The organism is Stenotrophomonas sp. AC248 (genome assembly GCF_979258185.1).
The window spans coordinates 1,322,713-1,340,412 of sequence record NZ_OZ409840.1 but is presented as its reverse complement, the minus strand read 5'-3'; the positions used below and the strand labels follow the sequence as shown (position 1 = coordinate 1,340,412).

The following is a 17,700-nucleotide window of genomic DNA, read 5'->3' as shown; positions in this document are numbered from 1 at the left end:
GATGGTCCGCGCTTTGGGCGCCCTTTCTTATCGCGTGCCCTAGCGCTGCTCGGTCGGAGGAGAATTCACTCGCTCAGGCCGCGATGATACTCCATCGTTCCTGAACAACGCGTACAGATTTCCGCATGGATGCCGTTCTGCCGCCTGCTGGCGCACAATACGCGCCCTCTCCCGGCCCGGTCCCACGTCCGCGCCCCTTCCCAGGATACCCGTTCCATGCAGACCCTCGAATTTGAACTGGACCGCGACTACGTCGAGCTCAAGCAGCTGCTCAAGCTGGCCGACCTGGTCACCAGCGGCGGCGAGGCCAAGACCGTGATCGGCGACGGCCAGGTCCTGGTCGACGGCGAGGTCGAACTGCGCAAGGCCTGCAAGATCCGCGGCGGCCAGGTGGTGCAGTTCGGCGACACCACCATCAACGTACTGGCCGACAGCGACGCTCCCTGACCCACCTCAGACCCGCGCGTCGCGCTGGGTCAGGTGGGCGGCGATCAACTGGCGGAACGGGGCCACCCCGTGCGCCAGGCGCAACCCGGCCCGGCGCAGCATCCGCGCGGGCAGGCGGTCATCGGTGTACAGCGTGGCAATGGCATTGGTGGCCTCGTACAGCGGGCGCGAGGCCAGCCGGTGGCCGCGCTCAAAACTGGCCAACCCGGCCGGTGCGCCGATGTCGCCGCCGCGGGCCGCCGCCTGGTTCAGCACGCGGGCCAGCCGGTGCGCGCCGGCCAGCCCCAGGTTGAACCCATGCGCGGTGACCGGGTGCATGCCCACGGCTGCATCGCCGATCAACGCGCAGCGATCGCCCACGAACGCATGGGCATACACCCCCACCAGCGGATAGGCCACCGGGGCCGCGCTGGGCACCATCGCCCCCAGCCGCTGCTCGAACAAGCCACTGATGCTGTGCCCGAAACGGGCCGGGTCCTGCGCCATCAAGGCCTCGATCAGGCGCGGCGGCAGGGTGATCACCGCCGAGGCCTGGTCGCCATTGAGCGGCAGCAGCGCCATCGTGCGACCGTACCCGAACCACTCCCACGCGGTGTGCTGGTGCGGCACCTCGATCTGCATCCGGCAGACGAGCATCGACTTGCCGAAGTCGCGCATGCGCGCCCCGATCCCGAGCATGCGCCGGGTACTGGAGAAGCGGCTGTCGGCGGCCACCACCAGGCGCGCGGCCAGGCGGCGTCCATCGGCCAGGGTGACCACGCTGCGCCCTGCCCCCGGCACGATGCCGGCCACGCGCGTTTCATCCAGGATCTGCAGGCCCGGCTGGTCCTGCACGCTGGCCCAGGCGGCGCGGCGGATCAGATGGTTGGGTACAAGCCAGCCCAGATCCTGCGTATCGCGCTGGGTGGCGGCAAAGGTCAGCGCGAACGGCGAGCTGCCGTCCATCACCTTGGCGTCGCGCAGCGGGGAGATCTCGGCCGGGTCCAGCCGCTGCCAGATGCCCAGCGTCTCCAGGATCTGCCGCGAGGCATGGGTCAGCGCAATCTCGCGGCCATCGAAGGCGGCCTCCGCCAGTGCCGCGCGCGGCTGCTGTTCCACCAGCGCCACCTGCAGGCCGCTGCCGGCCAGCGCGCGGGCGAAACACAGCCCGGCCGGGCCGGCGCCCACCACCACCACGTCCACCGGCTGCTCCGGCATGCACTGCTCCTGGGTGGGTTGGTCCGACATGTCCGATCCTGCGGTGACTGGTCCATGCCAGCTTAGCGCCGATCGCGCGCGCCCCGCCTTGATCTGGATCAGCGGCCGCAGCCGCCGTTCACTGGTGCGTTACAGCAACGCCCACAGCAACAGCACGATGCCCACCAGCGAGGCCAGCCACACCAGGCTGCGCACGTACGGCACGCCGGCTGCGTACAGCGGCAGATACACCACCCGTGCCCAGAAATAGAGCTGCGCGGCCAGCGCGGTCAACCCGTCCTGACGCTGGGTCAGCACCACCGCCAGGATCGCCGCCGCGAAGAACGGGAAGGTTTCCATGAAATTGGACTGCGCACGCTGCAGGCGCCCGGTCAGCGGCCGCACCGGTGGATTCTGCCCATCGCGGGCCGACGCGTTCCACTGCAGCCCGCGCTCGCGGGTGACGGCGGTGGAGGCGGCGAACAGGTGCACGATGCCCAGCACCATCGACCACACCAGCATCTGGATCTCGATACTCATGCTGCACTCCTCAGGAAATGACGGGGTCGATCAGGGCGTAGCGGCGCGCACGCTGTAACCGGCCAGGCGCCAGACCCGGTCTTCGTCCAGCCGGAACGACACCAGCTCGCGTACCGGCTGGGCGCTGTTGGCAAACCGGGTGGGGAAGCTGACGTTGATGTACAGCCCTTCGGGCACGGTTGCGCCGGCGGCGTACTTGACCCGGGTCACCACCGGCTGGCCGCGCGCCGCCAGCGCGCCGAGGCGCTTGCGGTCGGCGTTGAGCTGGCTGACGAAGGCCTGTTCGGTGACCGACTTCTTCGCCACGGCCGAGGCGCCTTTCCATGCCTCGGCGGCGCGGTTGGTGTCCACCAGCTGCGCCACCTGCAACGCGGCTGCGCTCATTTCCGCATCCTGCTTGTACACCTGCGCCTGCTGCGCCGGGGTCAGGGCCGGGCGTGCAGCGGGTGCGGCGGCCGGTGCCGGGCGCGCAGGGGCCGGCGCGGGCGTGGCCGGCGGCGGGGTCTGGGCCTGGGCAACAGCAGCAAGCAGGAGCGAAGACAGCAGCAGCGGAACACGCATCAGGACACCGTTGGCTGGAAGGATCCAGACCAGTCTACGGGAACCCCGTGAGTGGTTCGTCAGTTGCGTTCGGCGGTTTCCGGCGAGGGTTGGCCGACGTCGCTGGCAGTGCGCTCGGCCGGCGCGTCATGGCCGGGCGCAACGCTGGACGGCAGCAGCGTGGACACGTCGATCTCCGACAGCGGGCTCTCGTCCGGGCAGGTGGCGTCGGGGAAACCGTAGCGCTGCTTGAGCGTCTGCCCGCAGCTGTTGACGGTCTCCAGTTCGGTGCCTTCGCGCTTGCAGGTCTGGTCGAAGGCAATCAGGAACGCGTCCTTGCGCCGCACGAAATCATCGCCGCATTTGCGCATCTGCTTGATCCTCTCCAGGTCGTCCTGCACCGCGTTGGTGCCATCCAGCCCGAACTGGCGCAGCTCGTCGCTGGTCAGCAGGCGCAGGCTGCGGTTGGGCACGGTCATCATCAGGTCGGCCACGCCCACCGCCACGCCATTGCGCTGCAGGTAGTCCTTGACGTTGTCGTAGACCTCATGGAGCTCGCGGTTGAGTTCGGCCCGCGAGGTCGCCTTGGAACTGATCCGCATCATCCGATGGATGCCGACCTTGCCGGCCACCAGGCGGTTGTCGCCGGCGGCCAGCACGAACACGCAGGCGCTGTGGCAGACCGAGCCTTCGCGGATCCAGATGGTCCAGTTGGATTCGCCGATGCGGTCGCCGGCCACGATCGCCGCTTCCACCTGGCCACCGCTGGAATCCAGGTCGAGCACACGCTTGGAGATGCGTTGCGCGTCGGCCACCATCGCCAACCGCGCCACCAGCTCGGAAAAGCCGGGGTTGATCTTGCCCACGTAGCGCACCCGCACCAGCCCGCGCTCCACGCACGGTGCCAGCGCGGCGTCGATGCTGGCGCGGTCCAGCGTTTCCAGCGCGATGCCATCGCCGCCTTCGCCGGCGTAATCGGTGTCGCAGCTCACCCACGCCTTGCCGTTCTCCAGCGCAGCCTCGCCCCAGCCCTGGTCGCCGCGCTTGGGCGGCAACGGGGCCGGTGCCGGCGCATCGGCGGCGTTGAACGACACCATGTGGTCGCCATCGGCGGTCTGTGCACGCACCGCCTTGTCGGCGGCAGTGACGTTGCCGGGATTCTCCAGCTGGCTGCAACCGGCCAGACCCAGGCACAACAGGGGCAACCACCACGACTTGAGCAACATGAACGACCCGGTATCCGTACGAAGGAGCGCGCGCAGCGGCGCGTGAACACACAGTCTAGTGCGCGCGACCGTCTGCGCGGGAACCTGCCCTGAACCAGCGCGACCGGCCGTGGCATTGCTGTCCGAAAATGGCGAGCCGAGCGCCGCGGCCGGGCATAGACTGGGCCCCATGAACACCGCCCTGCCCCTGGACTACGCCGCCTGCGAAAGCGCCCGCCTTGCCCGCGATGCGCGCTTCGACGGGGTGTTCTTCACCGCCGTGCGCAGTACCGGCATCTACTGCCGGCCCGTGTGCCCGGCGCCCCCGCCGAAGCCGCGCAACGTGGACTACTACCCCACCGCTGCGGCCGCCGCGGCGGCCGGGTTCCGTCCCTGCCTGCGCTGCCGCCCGGAACTGGCGCCGGAGGCCCAGGACGCCCTCAGCAACGAAACGCTGCAGCGCGCCCTGGCCCTGATCCACGATGGCTACCTGCAGGACGCCGCCGTACCCGCGCTGGCCACCCGGCTGGGACTGAGCGCGCGCCAGCTGCAGCGCCTGTTCGTGGCGCGCCTGGGCGCGGCGCCGGCGCAGATCCATGCCACCCGCCGCCTGTTGCTGGCCAAGCAGCTGCTGACCGAAACCGCGCTGCCGGTGACCGACGTGGCCATGGCCGCCGGCTACAACAGCCTGCGCCGCTTCAACGCCGCCTTCGTGGACGGCTGCGGCATGCCGCCCACCGCGATCCGCCGCCAGCGCGGGGCGCTTGATGATGGCGCGCTGACCCTGCGCCTGGGCTATCGGCCGCCGCTGGATTTCGCCGCGATGCTGGATTTCCTGCGCCGCCGCTCCATTCCCGGCATCGAGTGCATCGACGCGGACAGCTATCAGCGCGTCATCGGCCCGCCCGAACGGCCCAGCGTGCTGCGGGTCAGCGCCGACCCCAAACGTGCCGAGCTGCGCCTGCAGCTGGGCCAGGTCGACCCGCGTGCCATTCCCGGGATCGTGCGCCGGGTGCGTCGCATCTTCGACCTCGATGCCGACCTGCGCATCGTGCACGCCACGCTGGCGCAGGACCCGCTGCTCGCGCGCGGCATCGCACTGCGCCCCGGGCTGCGCGTGCCCGGTGGCTGGGATGGCTTCGAAGTGGCGGTGCGCGCGGTGCTCGGCCAACAGGTCAGCGTGGCCGCCGCCACGACCCTGGCGCGGCGCGTGGTGGATCGGTTCGGACAGGACCTGGCGGGCATGCCGGCCGGACTGGACCGCCAGTTTCCCACTCCGCAGGCGCTGGCCGAGGCGCCGCTGGAAAGCATCGGGCTGCCGAAAACCCGCGCCGCCACCGTGCGCGCCGTGGCCCTGGCGGTAGCAGAAGGCCGCCTGGATTTCAGCGCCGGCCAACGGCTGGAGAGTTTCGTCGAACGCTGCGTGGCGTTGCCCGGGATCGGGCCGTGGACCGCGCATTACATGGCACTGCGCGCACTGGCGCTTCCCGATGCCTTCCCCGCCGGCGACCTGGTGCTGCAGCAGGTGCTTGGCGGCCAGACCCGCCTGAGCGAACGCGCCACCGAAGCGCGCTCGCAGGCCTGGCGACCGTGGCGCGCCTATGCGGTGCTGCACCTCTGGCACCTGTCCACCCCCACTTCCGGAGCGACCCCATGACCCTGTTCTACGACACCTTCGACAGCCCCATCGGCGCATTGACCGTGGCCGGTGACGCCCAGGGCATCCACCACATCCTGTTCGAGAACAACCGCTACGACGCCAAGGGCCGCGCGCAGTGGCAGCACGACGCCGATGCACTGCGCGATGCGCGTACGCAACTGCTGCAGTACCTGCAGGGCGAGCGCCAGCGCTTCGCCTTGCCGCTGGCCCCGCATGGCACGCCCTTCCAGCTGCGCGTGTGGAAGGCGCTGGCCGACATTCCGTTCGGCCAGACCTGGAGCTACGTGGAGCTGGCCCGCCACATCGGCCACCCCACGGCCAGCCGCGCGGTCGGTGCCGCCAACGGCCGCAATCCGTTGCCGATCGTGCTGCCCTGCCACCGCGTGATCGGCAGCAGCGGCGCACTCACCGGCTTCGGCGGCGGGCTGCCGACCAAGGCCGCGCTGCTGCAGCTGGAAGCGCACACTGGCGCGCTGTTCGCCTGATCGCGCAGGTGATGCACACCGCGCACCTGGCCTGACCCTGCCATCGGTTGTCTTCGCCGCGTCACCCCACCGGACTATCATGGCCGGATGACTTCCGTCCGCCTTTCGTTGGCGCTTGCCGCCACCCTCGCGTTGACCAGCTGTGCCAGCGTTCCTTTCGACTCTGCGACGGCGGGCCGCGTGCCGGTTGCCGCGCCCGCCACCACGCCGAAGCTGCTGCTGGTGTCCATCGACGGCCTGCGTGCGGACATGCTCGACCGCGGCATCACCCCCAACCTGTCGCGCCTTGTCGACGGGGGCGTGCGTGCACGCTGGATGACGCCGTCCTATCCGTCCCTGACCTTCCCCAACCACTACACCATCGTCACCGGGCTGCGTCCGGACCACCACGGCATCATCCACAACAGCATGCACGAGGACGCACTGGGCAGCTTCCGTCTGAGCAAGCGTGAAGCGGTGACCGATGCACGCTGGTGGGGCGGCGAGCCGATCTGGGTGGGCGCGGAAAAAGCCGGTGTGCGCACCGCGACGTTGTCCTGGCCCGGCAGCGAAGCCGCCATCCAGGGCGTACGCCCCAGCCAGTGGCGCACCTACGATGCCAGCGTGCCGTTGCCCGACCGGGTGGACCAGGTGCTGGGCTGGGTCGGCCAGACCGATGTCGATGCGCCGCGGTTGGTCACGCTGTACATGGAACAGGTGGACCACGCCGGCCACGACCATGGCCCGGATTCGCCGGAATATGCCGCCGCGATCGGCGAGGTCGACCAGGCCATCGGTCGGCTGCTGGACGGCCTGCAATCGCGCGGGCTGGAGAACAGCACCAACGTGATCGTGGTGTCCGACCACGGCATGGCCAGCGTGCCCGACGGCCAGACCATCGCCATCGAAGACATGGTCGACCCGACGATTGCCACGGATGTGTCGATGGGGCAGTCGGTGGGGTTTGCGCCCTTGCCGGGCAAGCGCCGCGAAGCCGAAAAGGTGCTGCTGGGCGCACATGCGCAGTACGACTGCTGGACCCGGCAAACGTTGCCGGCGCGCTGGCACTACGGGTCCAACCCGCGTATTCCGCCGATCGTGTGCCAGATGCACGAGGGCTGGAACGCACTCAGCCGCGCCAGCGTGGCCACCCGCGCGCCCGGTACCCGTGGTTCGCACGGCTACGACAACGCCCTGCCCTCGATGCGCGCGGTATTCATTGCACGCGGTCCATCGTTCAAGCAGGGCCAGACCATCGCAGGCTTCGACAACGTCGACGTGTATCCGCTGCTGGCGCGCCTGTTGGGCGTTCCAGCGGCCCCCAATGATGGCGATGCCGAGCGGCTGCTGCCGGCGCTGCGCTGATCTGCATGCCGCGCGCGCCGCGCGGCCTGTGCGTGACGCATAAAAAAAACGCGGCGCAAGCGCCGCGTTTTCTTCGACCCGCCAGGCGGGATCAACCGGCCTTGGCGACAGCCTTCTTGGCCACGGCCTTCTTGGCCGGTGCCTTGGCAACGGTCTTCTTGGCGACCGGCGCAGCTGCGCCCACGGCCACCTTGCTCACCACGTGCGAGCGCGAATTGCCGTAGCTGGCGTTGAAACGCTTGCCCTTGGCGGTCTTGCGGTCACCCTTACCCATGTCGTCAACTCCTTAGTCTGAAACCTGATTCTGATTACCCCGCACTGACACGGGTTCGGCGGGGCCGCCCTCTCAGGCGCCCCCGCGCACGATCTGGAAGCCTACCATGCGCGCTCTCAATGAGCACAGCTGGCGTCATGGACGTGGCCGTGGTTCAGGCGCAGGTTGACCAGATGGGCCACGCCGACCAGCACGCCGCCCAAGGTCATCACCACCGCATGCGGCACCGCCGAGTGATGCAGCGGGTCATACAGCAACCCCGCCCACAGCGCGGTCAGGCCCGGAATCAGAAAGGCCAGCGCGCGCAACGCGCCGTGCCGGCGCCAGCCCCAGACCAGGCTGAACAGGCCCAGCAGGGTGACAAAGCTCACCAGAGCCAGCTCTACGCCGTCGCCCATCCAGACCGACAGCCCCAACGACGGCGCAGCCGCCAGCAGTACCGGCAGCACAGCGCAATGCACGGCGCACAGCAACGAGCCGGTGGCACCGAAACGATCCAGCAGATGGCGAACACGAGCGAACAGGGGCATGACTTCCAGCAGGGTCGGCGAAGCGTTATGGAATAATATAACATCAATCCTGACGCGCACCTTTGCCTCCCCCTGACTTGCCCTCCCCCGTCCCGTTACGGGATTCGCGCGCCCTACCATTGATATATTGTAACAATTGACCGAAGGCCCTTGCCCTATGCGCTCCAGCTCCCTCCTGCTCACACCCCACGCCCTGTCCCTGGCGCTTGCCGCCGCCCTGCTGCCGTCGCTGGCCATGGCCGCGGACGCCCCCGGCAGCCACCGCGACGGCCACCTGACCGAACTGTCCACCGTGAAAGTCACCGCCTCGCCGCTGCAGGGCGATGCCGAATCGCTGGCCCGCCCGGTGGACGTGCTGGCCGGTGAGCGCCTGGACGAGCAGAAGGCCGGCACCCTGGGCGACACCGTGGCCAAGCTGCCCGGCGTGCAGAGCACCTTCTTCGGCCCCGGCGTGGGCCGCCCGATCATCCGTGGGCAGGAAGGTCCGCGCGTGGCGGTGCTGTCCAATGGCATGGGCAACATGGATGCCTCCACGGTGAGCGCCGACCATGCCACCAGCATCGAGCCGTTCCTGGCCGATCAGATCGAGGTCCTGAAGGGCCCGGCCACGCTGCTCTTCGGCAGTGGCGCGATCGGCGGCGCGGTGAACGTGGTGGACGGCCGCATCGCCCGCGAACTGCCGGACCGTCCGCTGAGTGGTCGCGCCGAACTGCGCGGCAATTCGGTCAATGATGAGCGCAGCGGCATGTTCCGCCTGGACGGTGTCAGCGGCAACGTCGTGCTGCATGTGGACGGCCTGGTCCGCAACGGCGATGACTACCGCATTCCCGGCTATGCGGTGATCGACGGCCTGGAAGACCACAGCGGTCACGACCACGCCGAAGGCGACACCGACGAACCGCGCCGCGGCCGGCTGGACAACAGTTCGATCCGCACCCGCGCCGGTGGCGTCGGTGCCACCTGGCTGGGCGATGACGGCTACTTCGGCGTGTCCGCCAGCACCTACCGCACCAACTACGGCATTCCCAACGGCGCGCACGTGCATGCCGACGACGACCATGGTCATGACCACGATCACGACCATGGCGACGAGGAAGAAGGCGACGAGCATGACGTCCGCATCGACATGGTGCAGAACCGCTTCGAGGCCAAGGGCGGCATTTACCAGCCGACCTCGTTCCTGAAGAACATCAACCTGCGTACGGCCTACACCGACTACGAGCACACCGAACTGGAAGCCGGCACGCCGGCCACGCGCTTCACCAACCGTGGCATCGAAGGCCGCCTGGAAGCGGTGCAGGAACAGATCGGCGGCTGGGACGGCGCGTTCGGCCTGCAGTTCGGCAACAGCGACTTCGGCGCGAAGGGCGAGGAAGCGTTCGTGCCGGACACGGGCACGAAGAACATCGGCCTGTTCGTGCTGCAGGAAAAGCAGTTCGGCCCGTTCAAGCTGGAACTGGGCGGCCGCCATGACCAGGTGAAGCTGGACCCGACCGGCGATTACCGCGCGCGTAAATTCGACGCCACCAATCTCTCCGCGGCCGGCATCTGGACCCTCAACGACGCCGTCGATCTGCGCTTCGGCATCGACAGCTCCGAGCGCGCCCCGACCAACGAAGAGCTTTACGCCGCCGGTGCGCACATCGCCACCCGCTCGCTGGAGATCGGCGATGCAAACCTGAAGACCGAACGCGGCCAGCGCGTCGAACTGGGCATCCATACCCACAGCGACCGCGTCGACTTCTCCGCCTCGATCTACCAGACCAAGTTCAAGGACTTCATCTACCTGGCCGACACCGGGGTGGTCGAATCGCTGCCCGTCCGCCTGTGGACGCAGCAGGACGCCACCTTCAAGGGTGCCGAAGCGGAAGCGCTGTTCCACCTGTTCGAGGGCAACGCGGGTGATTGGGATCTGCGGGTGTTCGGCGATTACGTGAAGGCGGAGCTGGATGGCAGCGGCAGCCGCAACGTGGACATCGCCGTGCCGCACGGCGATCACAACCACAACTACACCGTGGAGCTGGCCAACACCGGCTATCTGCCGCGGATCGCGCCGGGCCGGGTGGGCGCGGACCTGCGCTGGTCGCGTGACGGCTGGCGGGCATCGGTGGGCGCAGTGCGTTACAGCAGCCAGAAGGACGTGGCGCAGAACGAGGATACGAGCAAGGGCTACACGCTGGTGGACGCGCACCTGGCCTACCGTTGGGACCGCAACGACAGCAACAGTTACGAGGTCTTCCTGGACGGCAACAACCTGACCAACCAGGAAGTGCGCCCGCACACCTCGCTGCTGCGCGACTACTCCCCACTGCCGGGCCGCGGCGTCGCCTTCGGTATCCGCGCCTTCTTCTAAGACACTCGTTTCGACTGGGGTCGTTTGATCACCCTGAGGGGGCCGAAAGGCCCCCTTTTTTTCTGAAGCTAAAAGCTTGTTGTTCCACTGTCTACCTGGGTGGGTGGGGGTCTGTGGGTTCACGGGACACGCCGCAAGTCCCGCTCCGCGGCCCGGCCCAGCCGCTGGCGGCTGTGCGTTCGGACGCATGCGAGGCAGTGCCTCGCAAGCAATGCGCCCTCACCCATGTAGGCTCCGTCGCGCCATCCATGGCGCTCAGGGTCCCGTGAACCCACAGACCCCCACCCTCGACAGTTTTACGGTGGCCCAAAAAAACAAGAGCAATCGAAAGCGCTAAAGCAACAGCAACAACAGCAACAACAGCAACAACAACAACAAGATCAACAAGATCAACAACAAGATCGACTGCCATCGCAACTGCGAAAGCAATTTCTAGAGCAACAGCCGCTTCGATCACCAATGCCAGCGTCGCAGTAAACAAAAGCCCCGATGCCCCAGCTGTTTGCCAGCACGCGCGTGATCTGTGAGATGGGTGGCGGGTACGCGGTTCCAGGACCGTTGGGCGCCATGGATGGCGCCCACGAGCCCCCAGGGATGGGTTCACGGCGTGTCCTGGAACCGCGTACCCGCCGCCCATACACGCCAACCACCGGCCACCGCCAAACCGCTCCGGCTCCGGTTCTGGCTTCGGCTCCAGCTCTGGCCCTGGCACTTGACCTTTTACGTGCATATACACGTATGATCCAGCCAGACCACCCGGCGCGCCCCAATGGACCCCACCACCGCCAGCCCATGCACCTGCTTCCGCCTGCGCCGCGCCTCGCGCCAGCTCTCGCAGATCTATGACAGCCACCTCGCGCCCGCCGGGCTCAGCCTCAACGCCTACTCCATCCTTCGCCGCGCCCCCGCGCCCCGCCAGCTTGGCGAACTCGCCGACGCCCTCGGCATGGACCGCACCACCCTCACCCGCAACCTCAAACCCCTCCTCCTCGCCGGCTGGCTCCAGGAACAACGCGGACACGATGCCCGCCAACGCCTCATCGCCATCACCCCCGCCGGCAAAGCCGTCCTGCGCCGCGCCCGCCCCCTCTGGCAGCGCGCCCAGGCACACATCGAACGCGCCTTCGGCACCCTCCCCACCACCCACCTCAACACCCTCCTCGACCAGCTCGACCACGCCCTCGCGCCTGGAGCCCCCGCATGACCGCCCAGCCCGCCACCCCGCGTGCCCCGACCATGCACTGGGGCCTGCTCGTCGCCGCCTCCGCCATCCTCATGGTCACCATGGGCGTGCGCCAGACCAGCGGCCTCTATCTCGACCCCATCCACCGCAGCACCGGCGTCAGCATTGTTGAAATCAGCTTCGCCCTCGCCATCGGCCAGTTCGTCTGGGGCGCCGTACAACCCGTCTTCGGCGCCGTGGCCGACCAGCGCGGCGCGCTCCCCGTACTGCTGTTCGGTGGCGTCCTGCTCGCCATCGGCCTCCTGCTGGCCCCCTACCTCACCAGCCCGCTCGGCCTCAGCTTCAGCCTCGGCCTGCTCATGGCCGCCGGTGCCGGCGCCGGCAGTTTCTCCGTACTGATCGGCGCCACCGCGCACCGCCTGCCCGCTGAAAAACGCTCCTTCGCCGCCGGCCTCATCAACGCCGGCGGCTCGCTGGGCCAGTTCGTGTTCGCCCCGCTCGTGCAATGGATCATCAGCAGCGCCGGCTGGGCCCGCGCCATGTTCACCATGGCCGCCATCACCCTGCTCTCGCTCCCCCTGGCCTGGCCCCTGCGCCGCCGTGCCGGCGACCACGCCGCCGGCGCCAGCAGCGACGAGGACGGCGGCCTTCGCGCACAGCTGCGCCTGGCCGTGCGCGACCGCAGCTACTGGTGCCTGCACCTGGGCTTCTTCACCTGCGGCCTGCACATCGCCTTTCTGGTCACCCACCTGCCCGGCGAAATCGCCCTGTGCGGGCTGTCGCCCACCGTCGCCTCCACCTCGATCGCGCTGATCGGCCTGTTCAACATCGCCGGCAGCCTCATCGTGGGCGCGCTCGGCCAGCGCTACCGCATGAAGTACCTGCTGTTCTGGATGTACGCCAGCCGCGCGGTGATGATCGGCCTGTACCTGGTTGCCCCGCCCACCCCGACCACCTTCTACGTGTTCTCCGCCGCGCTCGGCTTCACCTGGCTGGCCACCGTGCCGCCTACCGCCGGCCTGGTCGGCAAGCTGTTCGGGCCACGCTACCTCGGCACCCTGTTCGGCTTGACCCTGCTCTCGCACCAGCTCGGCGGCTTCTTCGGTGCGTGGCTGGGGGGCGTGGCGCTGGCCCATTCCGGCAACTACCTGTGGATGTGGTACGCCGACATCGCGCTGGCCGCCATCGCCGCCCTGGTCAACCTGCCGATCCGCGAGGCGCGCTATGGTTGCCACGGTGTCCCCACCTCCCGTTGATGCCGGTGTACCGATGACCGATTCCTTCCCCGCCGGTTCACGCCTGGACCGTGACGCACTGGTCGCGCTCATCGCGCGCATCCAGGCCGCACCGGGCACCGAACAGGACACCGATGCCGATATCCAGCGGCTGGTGGACGCTGTGCTCGATCCGGACGCGGTGAACTACATCTTCCATGCGGACCTGTCCGCGCCCCAGATCGCCGATCGGATCCTGCAATACCGTCCGCGGGTGCTGTGAGCTGACACTGCCAGGGCCCGCGATCGTCGACGGCTTCACGCCCCGCAGACCTTTCCGCATCCTGCCCCACCCCCGTCTCATCGGCCCCTTCCGTTGCGGACATTTTCGTCCGAAGATGTCTCATGACCTCCCAACGTGCCGATGCGGCTGCCCGCCGCGCCCTCATCCTGGACGCCGCCGATGCGGTGTTCGGCCAGCATGGCGTCACCGCCCCGCTCGACCTGGTGGTCGAACGTGCGCAGGTCGGCCGCGCCACGCTGTACCGCAATTTCCCCGACCGCACCGCGCTGGTGGAGGCGCTGCTGCAGCGCACGGTGGCCCGCATCAACCGCCAGGTGCAGAGCCTTGGCGAACGCGATGATGCCTTGTTCGACGTGCTCGAAAGCATGGCCGCCCGCATCGTGCAGTCGCCGGCGTTGTCGGACTACTGGCGCGCGGTGGACCCCGATGACCCGGCCATCAAGGCCGCCCGGCACACCATCTGGGGCCTGCTGGAAGCGCCGATCCAGCGCGCGATCGCCGCCGGCCTGTGCCGGGCGGACCTGCAGGTGACGGACATTTCACTGATCTCAGGCATGCTGGGAGCCGCGCTGCGTGGCAAATCCCGCGAAGAGCGGGCCAAGCTGGTGGCGCGCGCCCTGCAGTTGCTGCGTACCGGACTGCAGGGACCCGTCGACGCGGAGGGCTGATGGCGCAGTACCTCAAACCGATCCCGGACTGGGAAGACCACGAAAAGCCGACCCTGCCCGGCTCGGCGTCGATGCCGTGGCATCCCTGGCACCGGCGCGTGGCCTATGCCGCCGTGGCGCTGCTGGTGGGCATCACCGGCGGGCTGGGCAATGCGCTGGTCACCGCCAACCTGCCTTTCATGCAGGGCCAGCTCGGCCTGACCCCGGCGCAGGGCAGCTGGCTGGTGGCCGCCTATGCGATGGTCAATGTCACCGCCAACCTGCTCGCCTTCAAGTTCCGCCAGCAGTACGGCATCCGCCTGTTCGCCGAAATCGGCCTGGGCCTGTATGCCGCGCTGGCGGTGCTGCACCTGTTCGTGGGCAGCTATGAAACCACCGTGCTGACCCGCGCGGCCAGCGGGTTCGCCGGCGCTGCCTGCAGCACCCTGGGCACGCTGTACATGCTGCAGTCGCTGCCGCGCAAATACACCGGCAACCTGCTGGTAATCGGCGTGGGCATCTCGCAGCTGGCCGTGCCGATCGCCTGGCTGGTGTCGCCGGGGCTGGTGGACACCGGCCAGTGGCACAACCTGTATCTGTTCGAGGCCGGGCTGGCCCTGTGCGCGTTTGCCGCGGTGGTGGTGTTGAAGCTGCCGCCAGGCGTGCAGATCAAGGCCTTCGAGCCGCTGGACTTCCTCACCTTCGCCCTGCTCGCCCCGGCGGTGGGCCTGCTGGTGGTGGTGCTGGCGCAGGGCTACGTGCGCTGGTGGCTGGACACGCCGTGGCTGGGCTGGGCGCTGGTGGCCTCCGTCGCGCTGGCCACCGCCGGCTTCATCCTCGAGCACTACCGGCGCAACCCGCTGCTGCAGACCCGTTGGCTGGCCAGCCTGCCGGTGCTGCACTTCATCGTCGGCGCGTTCCTGATCCGCTTTCTCACCACCGAGCAGTCGTACGGCGTGGTCGGGTTGATGCGCCAGCTGGGCATGGGGCCGGACCAGATGCGCCCGTTGTTCGGGGTGATCCTGGCCGGCGTGGTCACCGGCATCGCGGCTGCCTCGCTCACCTTCGGCCCCAAGCGCATCATCGCCCAGCTGCTGATGGCCATTCTGCTGCTCGGCAGCGCGGCCCTGCTCGACCAGAGCCGCACCAGCCTGGATCGCCCGCACGATTTCTACGCCAGCCAGTTCCTGGCGTCGGTGGGCGCCGGCATGTTCATGGGGCCGTTGATCATGCTTGGCATCACCCAGGCATTGAAGCAGGGTGTGGACCACATGATCACCTTCCTGGTCACCCTGTCGATCACCCAGACCCTGGGCGGGCTGGCCGGCTCGGCGGTGCTGGGCACCTACCAGCTGCACCGCGAGCAGCTGTATTCCAGCGCACTGGTCAGCCAGCTCGACCCGGCCGACGGCGTGGTCGCACAGCGCCTGAAACAACAACAGCAGCTCTACGCCGGGTTGATCACCGACCCGGTTCAGCGCAGTGCGCAGGGCACGGCGCAGTTGGCGCTGACCGCCCGCCGCGAAGCCAACGTGCGCGCCTTCAATGATGTGTTCCGGCTCAGCGGCACGGTCGCGCTGGGCTTCCTGGGCTGGTTGCTGCTGCTATCGGTGCGTACCGCCGTCCTCAAGCAGTGGCGCAAGCGCCACCCTGCCCCCTCTTCCCCTTCAGTCGCGGCGCCGTTGCCCGCCCCGCCCCGATGAGCCCCCCCATGCCCACGCCCCCGCCCCGCGACGACAGCGCACCCGAGAACGTCAACCCGGCCCCGCCGACCGATGCCGCCCCCGCCAGCAGTGCGGCCGCGCCGGGTGCGGTGCCGCCGCCGAGCGCGCCCAAGTACCTCAAGCCGAGCACCCGCAGCGTGGTGATCATGATCGCGATCGCGCTGCTGGGCATCGCGCTGATCCTGCGCGCGTGGTCGTTGTGGCCGTTCGACAGCACCCGGGTGAGTACCGACAACGCCTACGTGCGCGGCCAGATCACCGTGCTGGCGCCGCAGGTCAATGGCTATGTCACCGAGGTGCTGGTCAAAGATTTCCAGCACGTGAAGCAGGGCGACCCGCTGGTGCGCGTCGATGACCGCATCTACAAGGAAAAAGTGGCGCAGGCCCAGGCCGACTTGGACAGCGCCAAGGCCGCGCTGGCCAACTCCGACCAGGCCCAGGCGCAGAACCGCGCGCAGATTGGTGCCGCGCAGGCCAACCTTGTTGCCGGCCAATCAGAGCTGGCGCGGTCACGCACCGAGCTCAAGCGCTATGAAGCCCTCGCCGCGCAGCAGCTGGTGGCGCTCAGCGACCGCGACAAGCTGCGCACCGGGGCGCAGTCGGCGCAGGCGGCCGTGCTGCAGTCGCAGGCGCAGATCCGCATCGCCGAGGAAACGCTGACCTCCACCCAGGTGGCACGCAAGAGTCTGGAAGCCCGCGTGGAAACCGCACAGGCGCAGCTGGAACTGACCCGGATCGACCTGGCCAACACGGTCATCCATGCCCCGCGCGACGGCCAGATCAGCGAAGCCTCGGTGCGCCTGGGCCAGTACGTCACGGCCGGCTCGCAGCTGCTGTTCCTGGTGCCGGACACGCTGTGGGTGGTGGCCAACTTCAAGGAAGGCCAGACCTGGAAAATGCGCATCGGCCAGCCCGCCTCGTTCAAGGTGGATGCCTTCGACGGTGAAAAGCTGCACGGGCACATCGAACAGATCGCCCCGGCCACCGGCTCGGAGTTCAGCGTGCTGCGCCCGGACAACGCCAGCGGCAACTTCACCAAGGTGGTGCAGCGCCTGCCGATCCGCATTTCCATCGACCCGGACCAGCCGCTGGCCAAGCGGCTGCGCCCGGGCATGTCGGTGGTGGTGAAGGTGGATACGGCGGCAGACGGCAGCGATACCGCCGCGGCGGAGCGCCGATGAAGTTCAACGCACTGGCGCAGAAGGCGGCCAAGGGCAGTGCGCCGGCGGCTTACGGTGGTGCGCTGGAGGTGGAGCAGCTGATCGCCTTCGCCCTCGAACATGGTGCTGCGGGCGCCGACGAAATCGAGCGTCTGTGCGCCCTGCATGGCTGGTTGGAGGACGGCCTGCTGCCGGATGGCCGTCGCGTGGTGCCGTTCGCGCGATGGGCGACCGCCTGCGCGGCGTACGCGCGCGACGGTGTTGCCGGACTGCGCGCCCTGCTGGCCGATCCGGTGATGGCCGCCTTCGCAATCGACGTGCTTGAAGCGGTACGCACGCGCGACGCCGTCGCCGAACTGCTTGCCTACTGCGAACGTGCCGACTGGCGGGCGAGCGACGCGGACGCAGCGCCGTGGAGGGCGCTGGGTGCGTTGAACCTGCAGCTTTCCTTCGACGACAGTGTGCCGATCGATGCGACGCTTCAGCATGCGCTGTACGAGACGGCCGTGAAGGCATGGGATGCGACCTCTGTTACGCACCTCAAGGCCGTCTCGCTCTACGCCCTGCGCGGCGCCCCCGTGGCCGCATCGCTTGCGTGGGTTGATGCGCTGGTCGTGGCGGACCCCGATCTCGTATCCGCCCGCCGGGGCGTCCTGAAATGTCTCACACGCCGCCTGGATGCGAACTACGCAGCCCCGGACGCCCGGAAGCGGCGTGAGATCGCGAAGGCACGCAGCAGGGCCACCTGATCACCGGGGCGGCCAGGCATGGCGTGGCTCTGCCAAGGGGATGATCGATCCGGGAGATCGCGTAGAAAAGGCTCTTCTCCCATCACCATCAGAGGGGGGCGTCTTTGTTGCAAGGGCGGGTGCCGGGGTGTGCGGGCGCCGTTTGGATCGGCCGGCGTCTCCGAT

At 68.6% G+C, this 17,700-nt stretch carries 18 protein-coding genes; 12 read left to right on the top strand and 6 right to left on the bottom strand.

Annotated features, from left to right (window positions below; all coding sequences use genetic code 11):
* Nucleotides 1–216: 216 nt before the first annotated feature.
* Complete coding sequence (locus ACZ0AE_RS06150) at nucleotides 217–447, top strand: RNA-binding S4 domain-containing protein (protein WP_038689530.1); 231 nt, start codon at nucleotides 217–219, stop codon at nucleotides 445–447.
* Between the two features lie 6 nt (nucleotides 448–453).
* On the opposite strand, the gene ubiM is transcribed toward ACZ0AE_RS06150, so the two are convergent.
* From ubiM to ACZ0AE_RS06130, 4 genes are all read right to left on the bottom strand, one after another.
* Entirely contained in the window at nucleotides 454–1,674 is a 1,221-nt protein-coding gene (ubiM, locus tag ACZ0AE_RS06145) for a 5-demethoxyubiquinol-8 5-hydroxylase UbiM (protein WP_463600638.1), read from the bottom strand.
* Nucleotides 1,675–1,773: 99 nt separating this feature from the next.
* Complete coding sequence (locus tag ACZ0AE_RS06140; protein ID WP_038689533.1) at nucleotides 1,774–2,163, bottom strand: MAPEG family protein; 390 nt, start codon at nucleotides 2,161–2,163, stop codon at nucleotides 1,774–1,776.
* 30 nt (nucleotides 2,164–2,193) lie between these two features.
* Nucleotides 2,194–2,727, bottom strand: coding sequence for a DUF4019 domain-containing protein (locus tag ACZ0AE_RS06135; protein WP_463602068.1), 534 nt, complete (start codon nucleotides 2,725–2,727; stop codon nucleotides 2,194–2,196).
* Nucleotides 2,728–2,783: 56 nt separating this feature from the next.
* Nucleotides 2,784–3,929: a COG3904 family protein gene (locus tag ACZ0AE_RS06130; RefSeq protein ID WP_038689537.1), complete on the bottom strand. Its 1,146-nt coding sequence runs from the start codon at nucleotides 3,927–3,929 to the stop codon at nucleotides 2,784–2,786.
* 169 nt (nucleotides 3,930–4,098) lie between these two features.
* On the opposite strand from ACZ0AE_RS06130, the gene ACZ0AE_RS06125 reads away from it, so the two are divergent.
* The 3 genes from ACZ0AE_RS06125 (at nucleotide 4,099) to ACZ0AE_RS06115 (ending at nucleotide 7,397) form a co-directional block, all read left to right on the top strand.
* Nucleotides 4,099–5,565 carry a DNA-3-methyladenine glycosylase 2 family protein gene (locus ACZ0AE_RS06125; protein ID WP_463600637.1) on the top strand — a complete coding sequence of 489 codons (1,467 nt, stop codon included), beginning with the start codon at nucleotides 4,099–4,101 and terminating at the stop codon, nucleotides 5,563–5,565.
* Nucleotides 5,562–6,053 (top strand): methylated-DNA--[protein]-cysteine S-methyltransferase, encoded by a 492-nt coding sequence (locus ACZ0AE_RS06120; protein WP_038689539.1) that lies wholly within the window; start codon nucleotides 5,562–5,564, stop codon nucleotides 6,051–6,053. The genes ACZ0AE_RS06125 and ACZ0AE_RS06120 overlap by 4 nt, the downstream gene beginning before the upstream one ends.
* A gap of 87 nt (nucleotides 6,054–6,140) precedes the next feature.
* Nucleotides 6,141–7,397 (top strand): alkaline phosphatase family protein, encoded by a 1,257-nt coding sequence (locus ACZ0AE_RS06115; protein ID WP_463600636.1) that lies wholly within the window; start codon nucleotides 6,141–6,143, stop codon nucleotides 7,395–7,397.
* A 91-nt stretch (nucleotides 7,398–7,488) separates the two neighbouring features.
* Here the strand turns inward: ACZ0AE_RS06115 and ACZ0AE_RS06110 are convergent, their stop codons facing one another.
* Both ACZ0AE_RS06110 and ACZ0AE_RS06105 read right to left on the bottom strand, forming a co-directional pair.
* On the bottom strand, nucleotides 7,489–7,671 hold the full coding sequence (locus ACZ0AE_RS06110) for a 30S ribosomal protein THX (RefSeq protein ID WP_038689543.1): 183 nt from the start codon (nucleotides 7,669–7,671) through the stop codon (nucleotides 7,489–7,491).
* A gap of 116 nt (nucleotides 7,672–7,787) precedes the next feature.
* Nucleotides 7,788–8,201: a MerC domain-containing protein gene (locus ACZ0AE_RS06105; protein WP_038689545.1), complete on the bottom strand. Its 414-nt coding sequence runs from the start codon at nucleotides 8,199–8,201 to the stop codon at nucleotides 7,788–7,790.
* Nucleotides 8,202–8,358: 157 nt separating this feature from the next.
* On the opposite strand from ACZ0AE_RS06105, the gene ACZ0AE_RS06100 reads away from it, so the two are divergent.
* The 8 genes from ACZ0AE_RS06100 to ACZ0AE_RS06065 all read left to right on the top strand — a co-directional run bounded on the left by ACZ0AE_RS06100 (nucleotide 8,359) and on the right by ACZ0AE_RS06065 (nucleotide 17,535).
* The gene (locus ACZ0AE_RS06100; RefSeq protein WP_463600635.1) at nucleotides 8,359–10,554 is read left to right on the top strand and encodes a TonB-dependent receptor; all 2,196 of its coding nucleotides are present in this window, start codon (nucleotides 8,359–8,361) and stop codon (nucleotides 10,552–10,554) included.
* 769 nt (nucleotides 10,555–11,323) lie between these two features.
* Nucleotides 11,324–11,758 (top strand): MarR family winged helix-turn-helix transcriptional regulator, encoded by a 435-nt coding sequence (locus ACZ0AE_RS06095; protein WP_038689550.1) that lies wholly within the window; start codon nucleotides 11,324–11,326, stop codon nucleotides 11,756–11,758.
* Nucleotides 11,755–12,993, top strand: coding sequence for an MFS transporter (locus ACZ0AE_RS06090; protein ID WP_463600634.1), 1,239 nt, complete (start codon nucleotides 11,755–11,757; stop codon nucleotides 12,991–12,993). The genes ACZ0AE_RS06095 and ACZ0AE_RS06090 overlap by 4 nt, the downstream gene beginning before the upstream one ends.
* A 13-nt stretch (nucleotides 12,994–13,006) precedes the next feature.
* Nucleotides 13,007–13,234, top strand: coding sequence for a hypothetical protein (locus ACZ0AE_RS06085; RefSeq protein ID WP_447592625.1), 228 nt, complete (start codon nucleotides 13,007–13,009; stop codon nucleotides 13,232–13,234).
* Nucleotides 13,235–13,356: 122 nt separating this feature from the next.
* Entirely contained in the window at nucleotides 13,357–13,923 is a 567-nt protein-coding gene (locus tag ACZ0AE_RS06080; protein WP_038692396.1) for a TetR/AcrR family transcriptional regulator, read from the top strand.
* Entirely contained in the window at nucleotides 13,920–15,605 is a 1,686-nt protein-coding gene (locus ACZ0AE_RS06075) for an MFS transporter (protein ID WP_038692398.1), read from the top strand. The genes ACZ0AE_RS06080 and ACZ0AE_RS06075 overlap by 4 nt, the downstream gene beginning before the upstream one ends.
* An 8-nt stretch (nucleotides 15,606–15,613) precedes the next feature.
* Entirely contained in the window at nucleotides 15,614–16,807 is a 1,194-nt protein-coding gene (locus ACZ0AE_RS06070; RefSeq protein ID WP_463600633.1) for an HlyD family secretion protein, read from the top strand.
* Nucleotides 16,804–17,535, top strand: coding sequence for a hypothetical protein (locus ACZ0AE_RS06065; RefSeq protein ID WP_463600632.1), 732 nt, complete (start codon nucleotides 16,804–16,806; stop codon nucleotides 17,533–17,535). Before ACZ0AE_RS06070 ends, ACZ0AE_RS06065 begins: the two co-directional genes overlap by 4 nt.
* The last annotated feature ends 165 nt before the right edge of the window (nucleotides 17,536–17,700 follow it).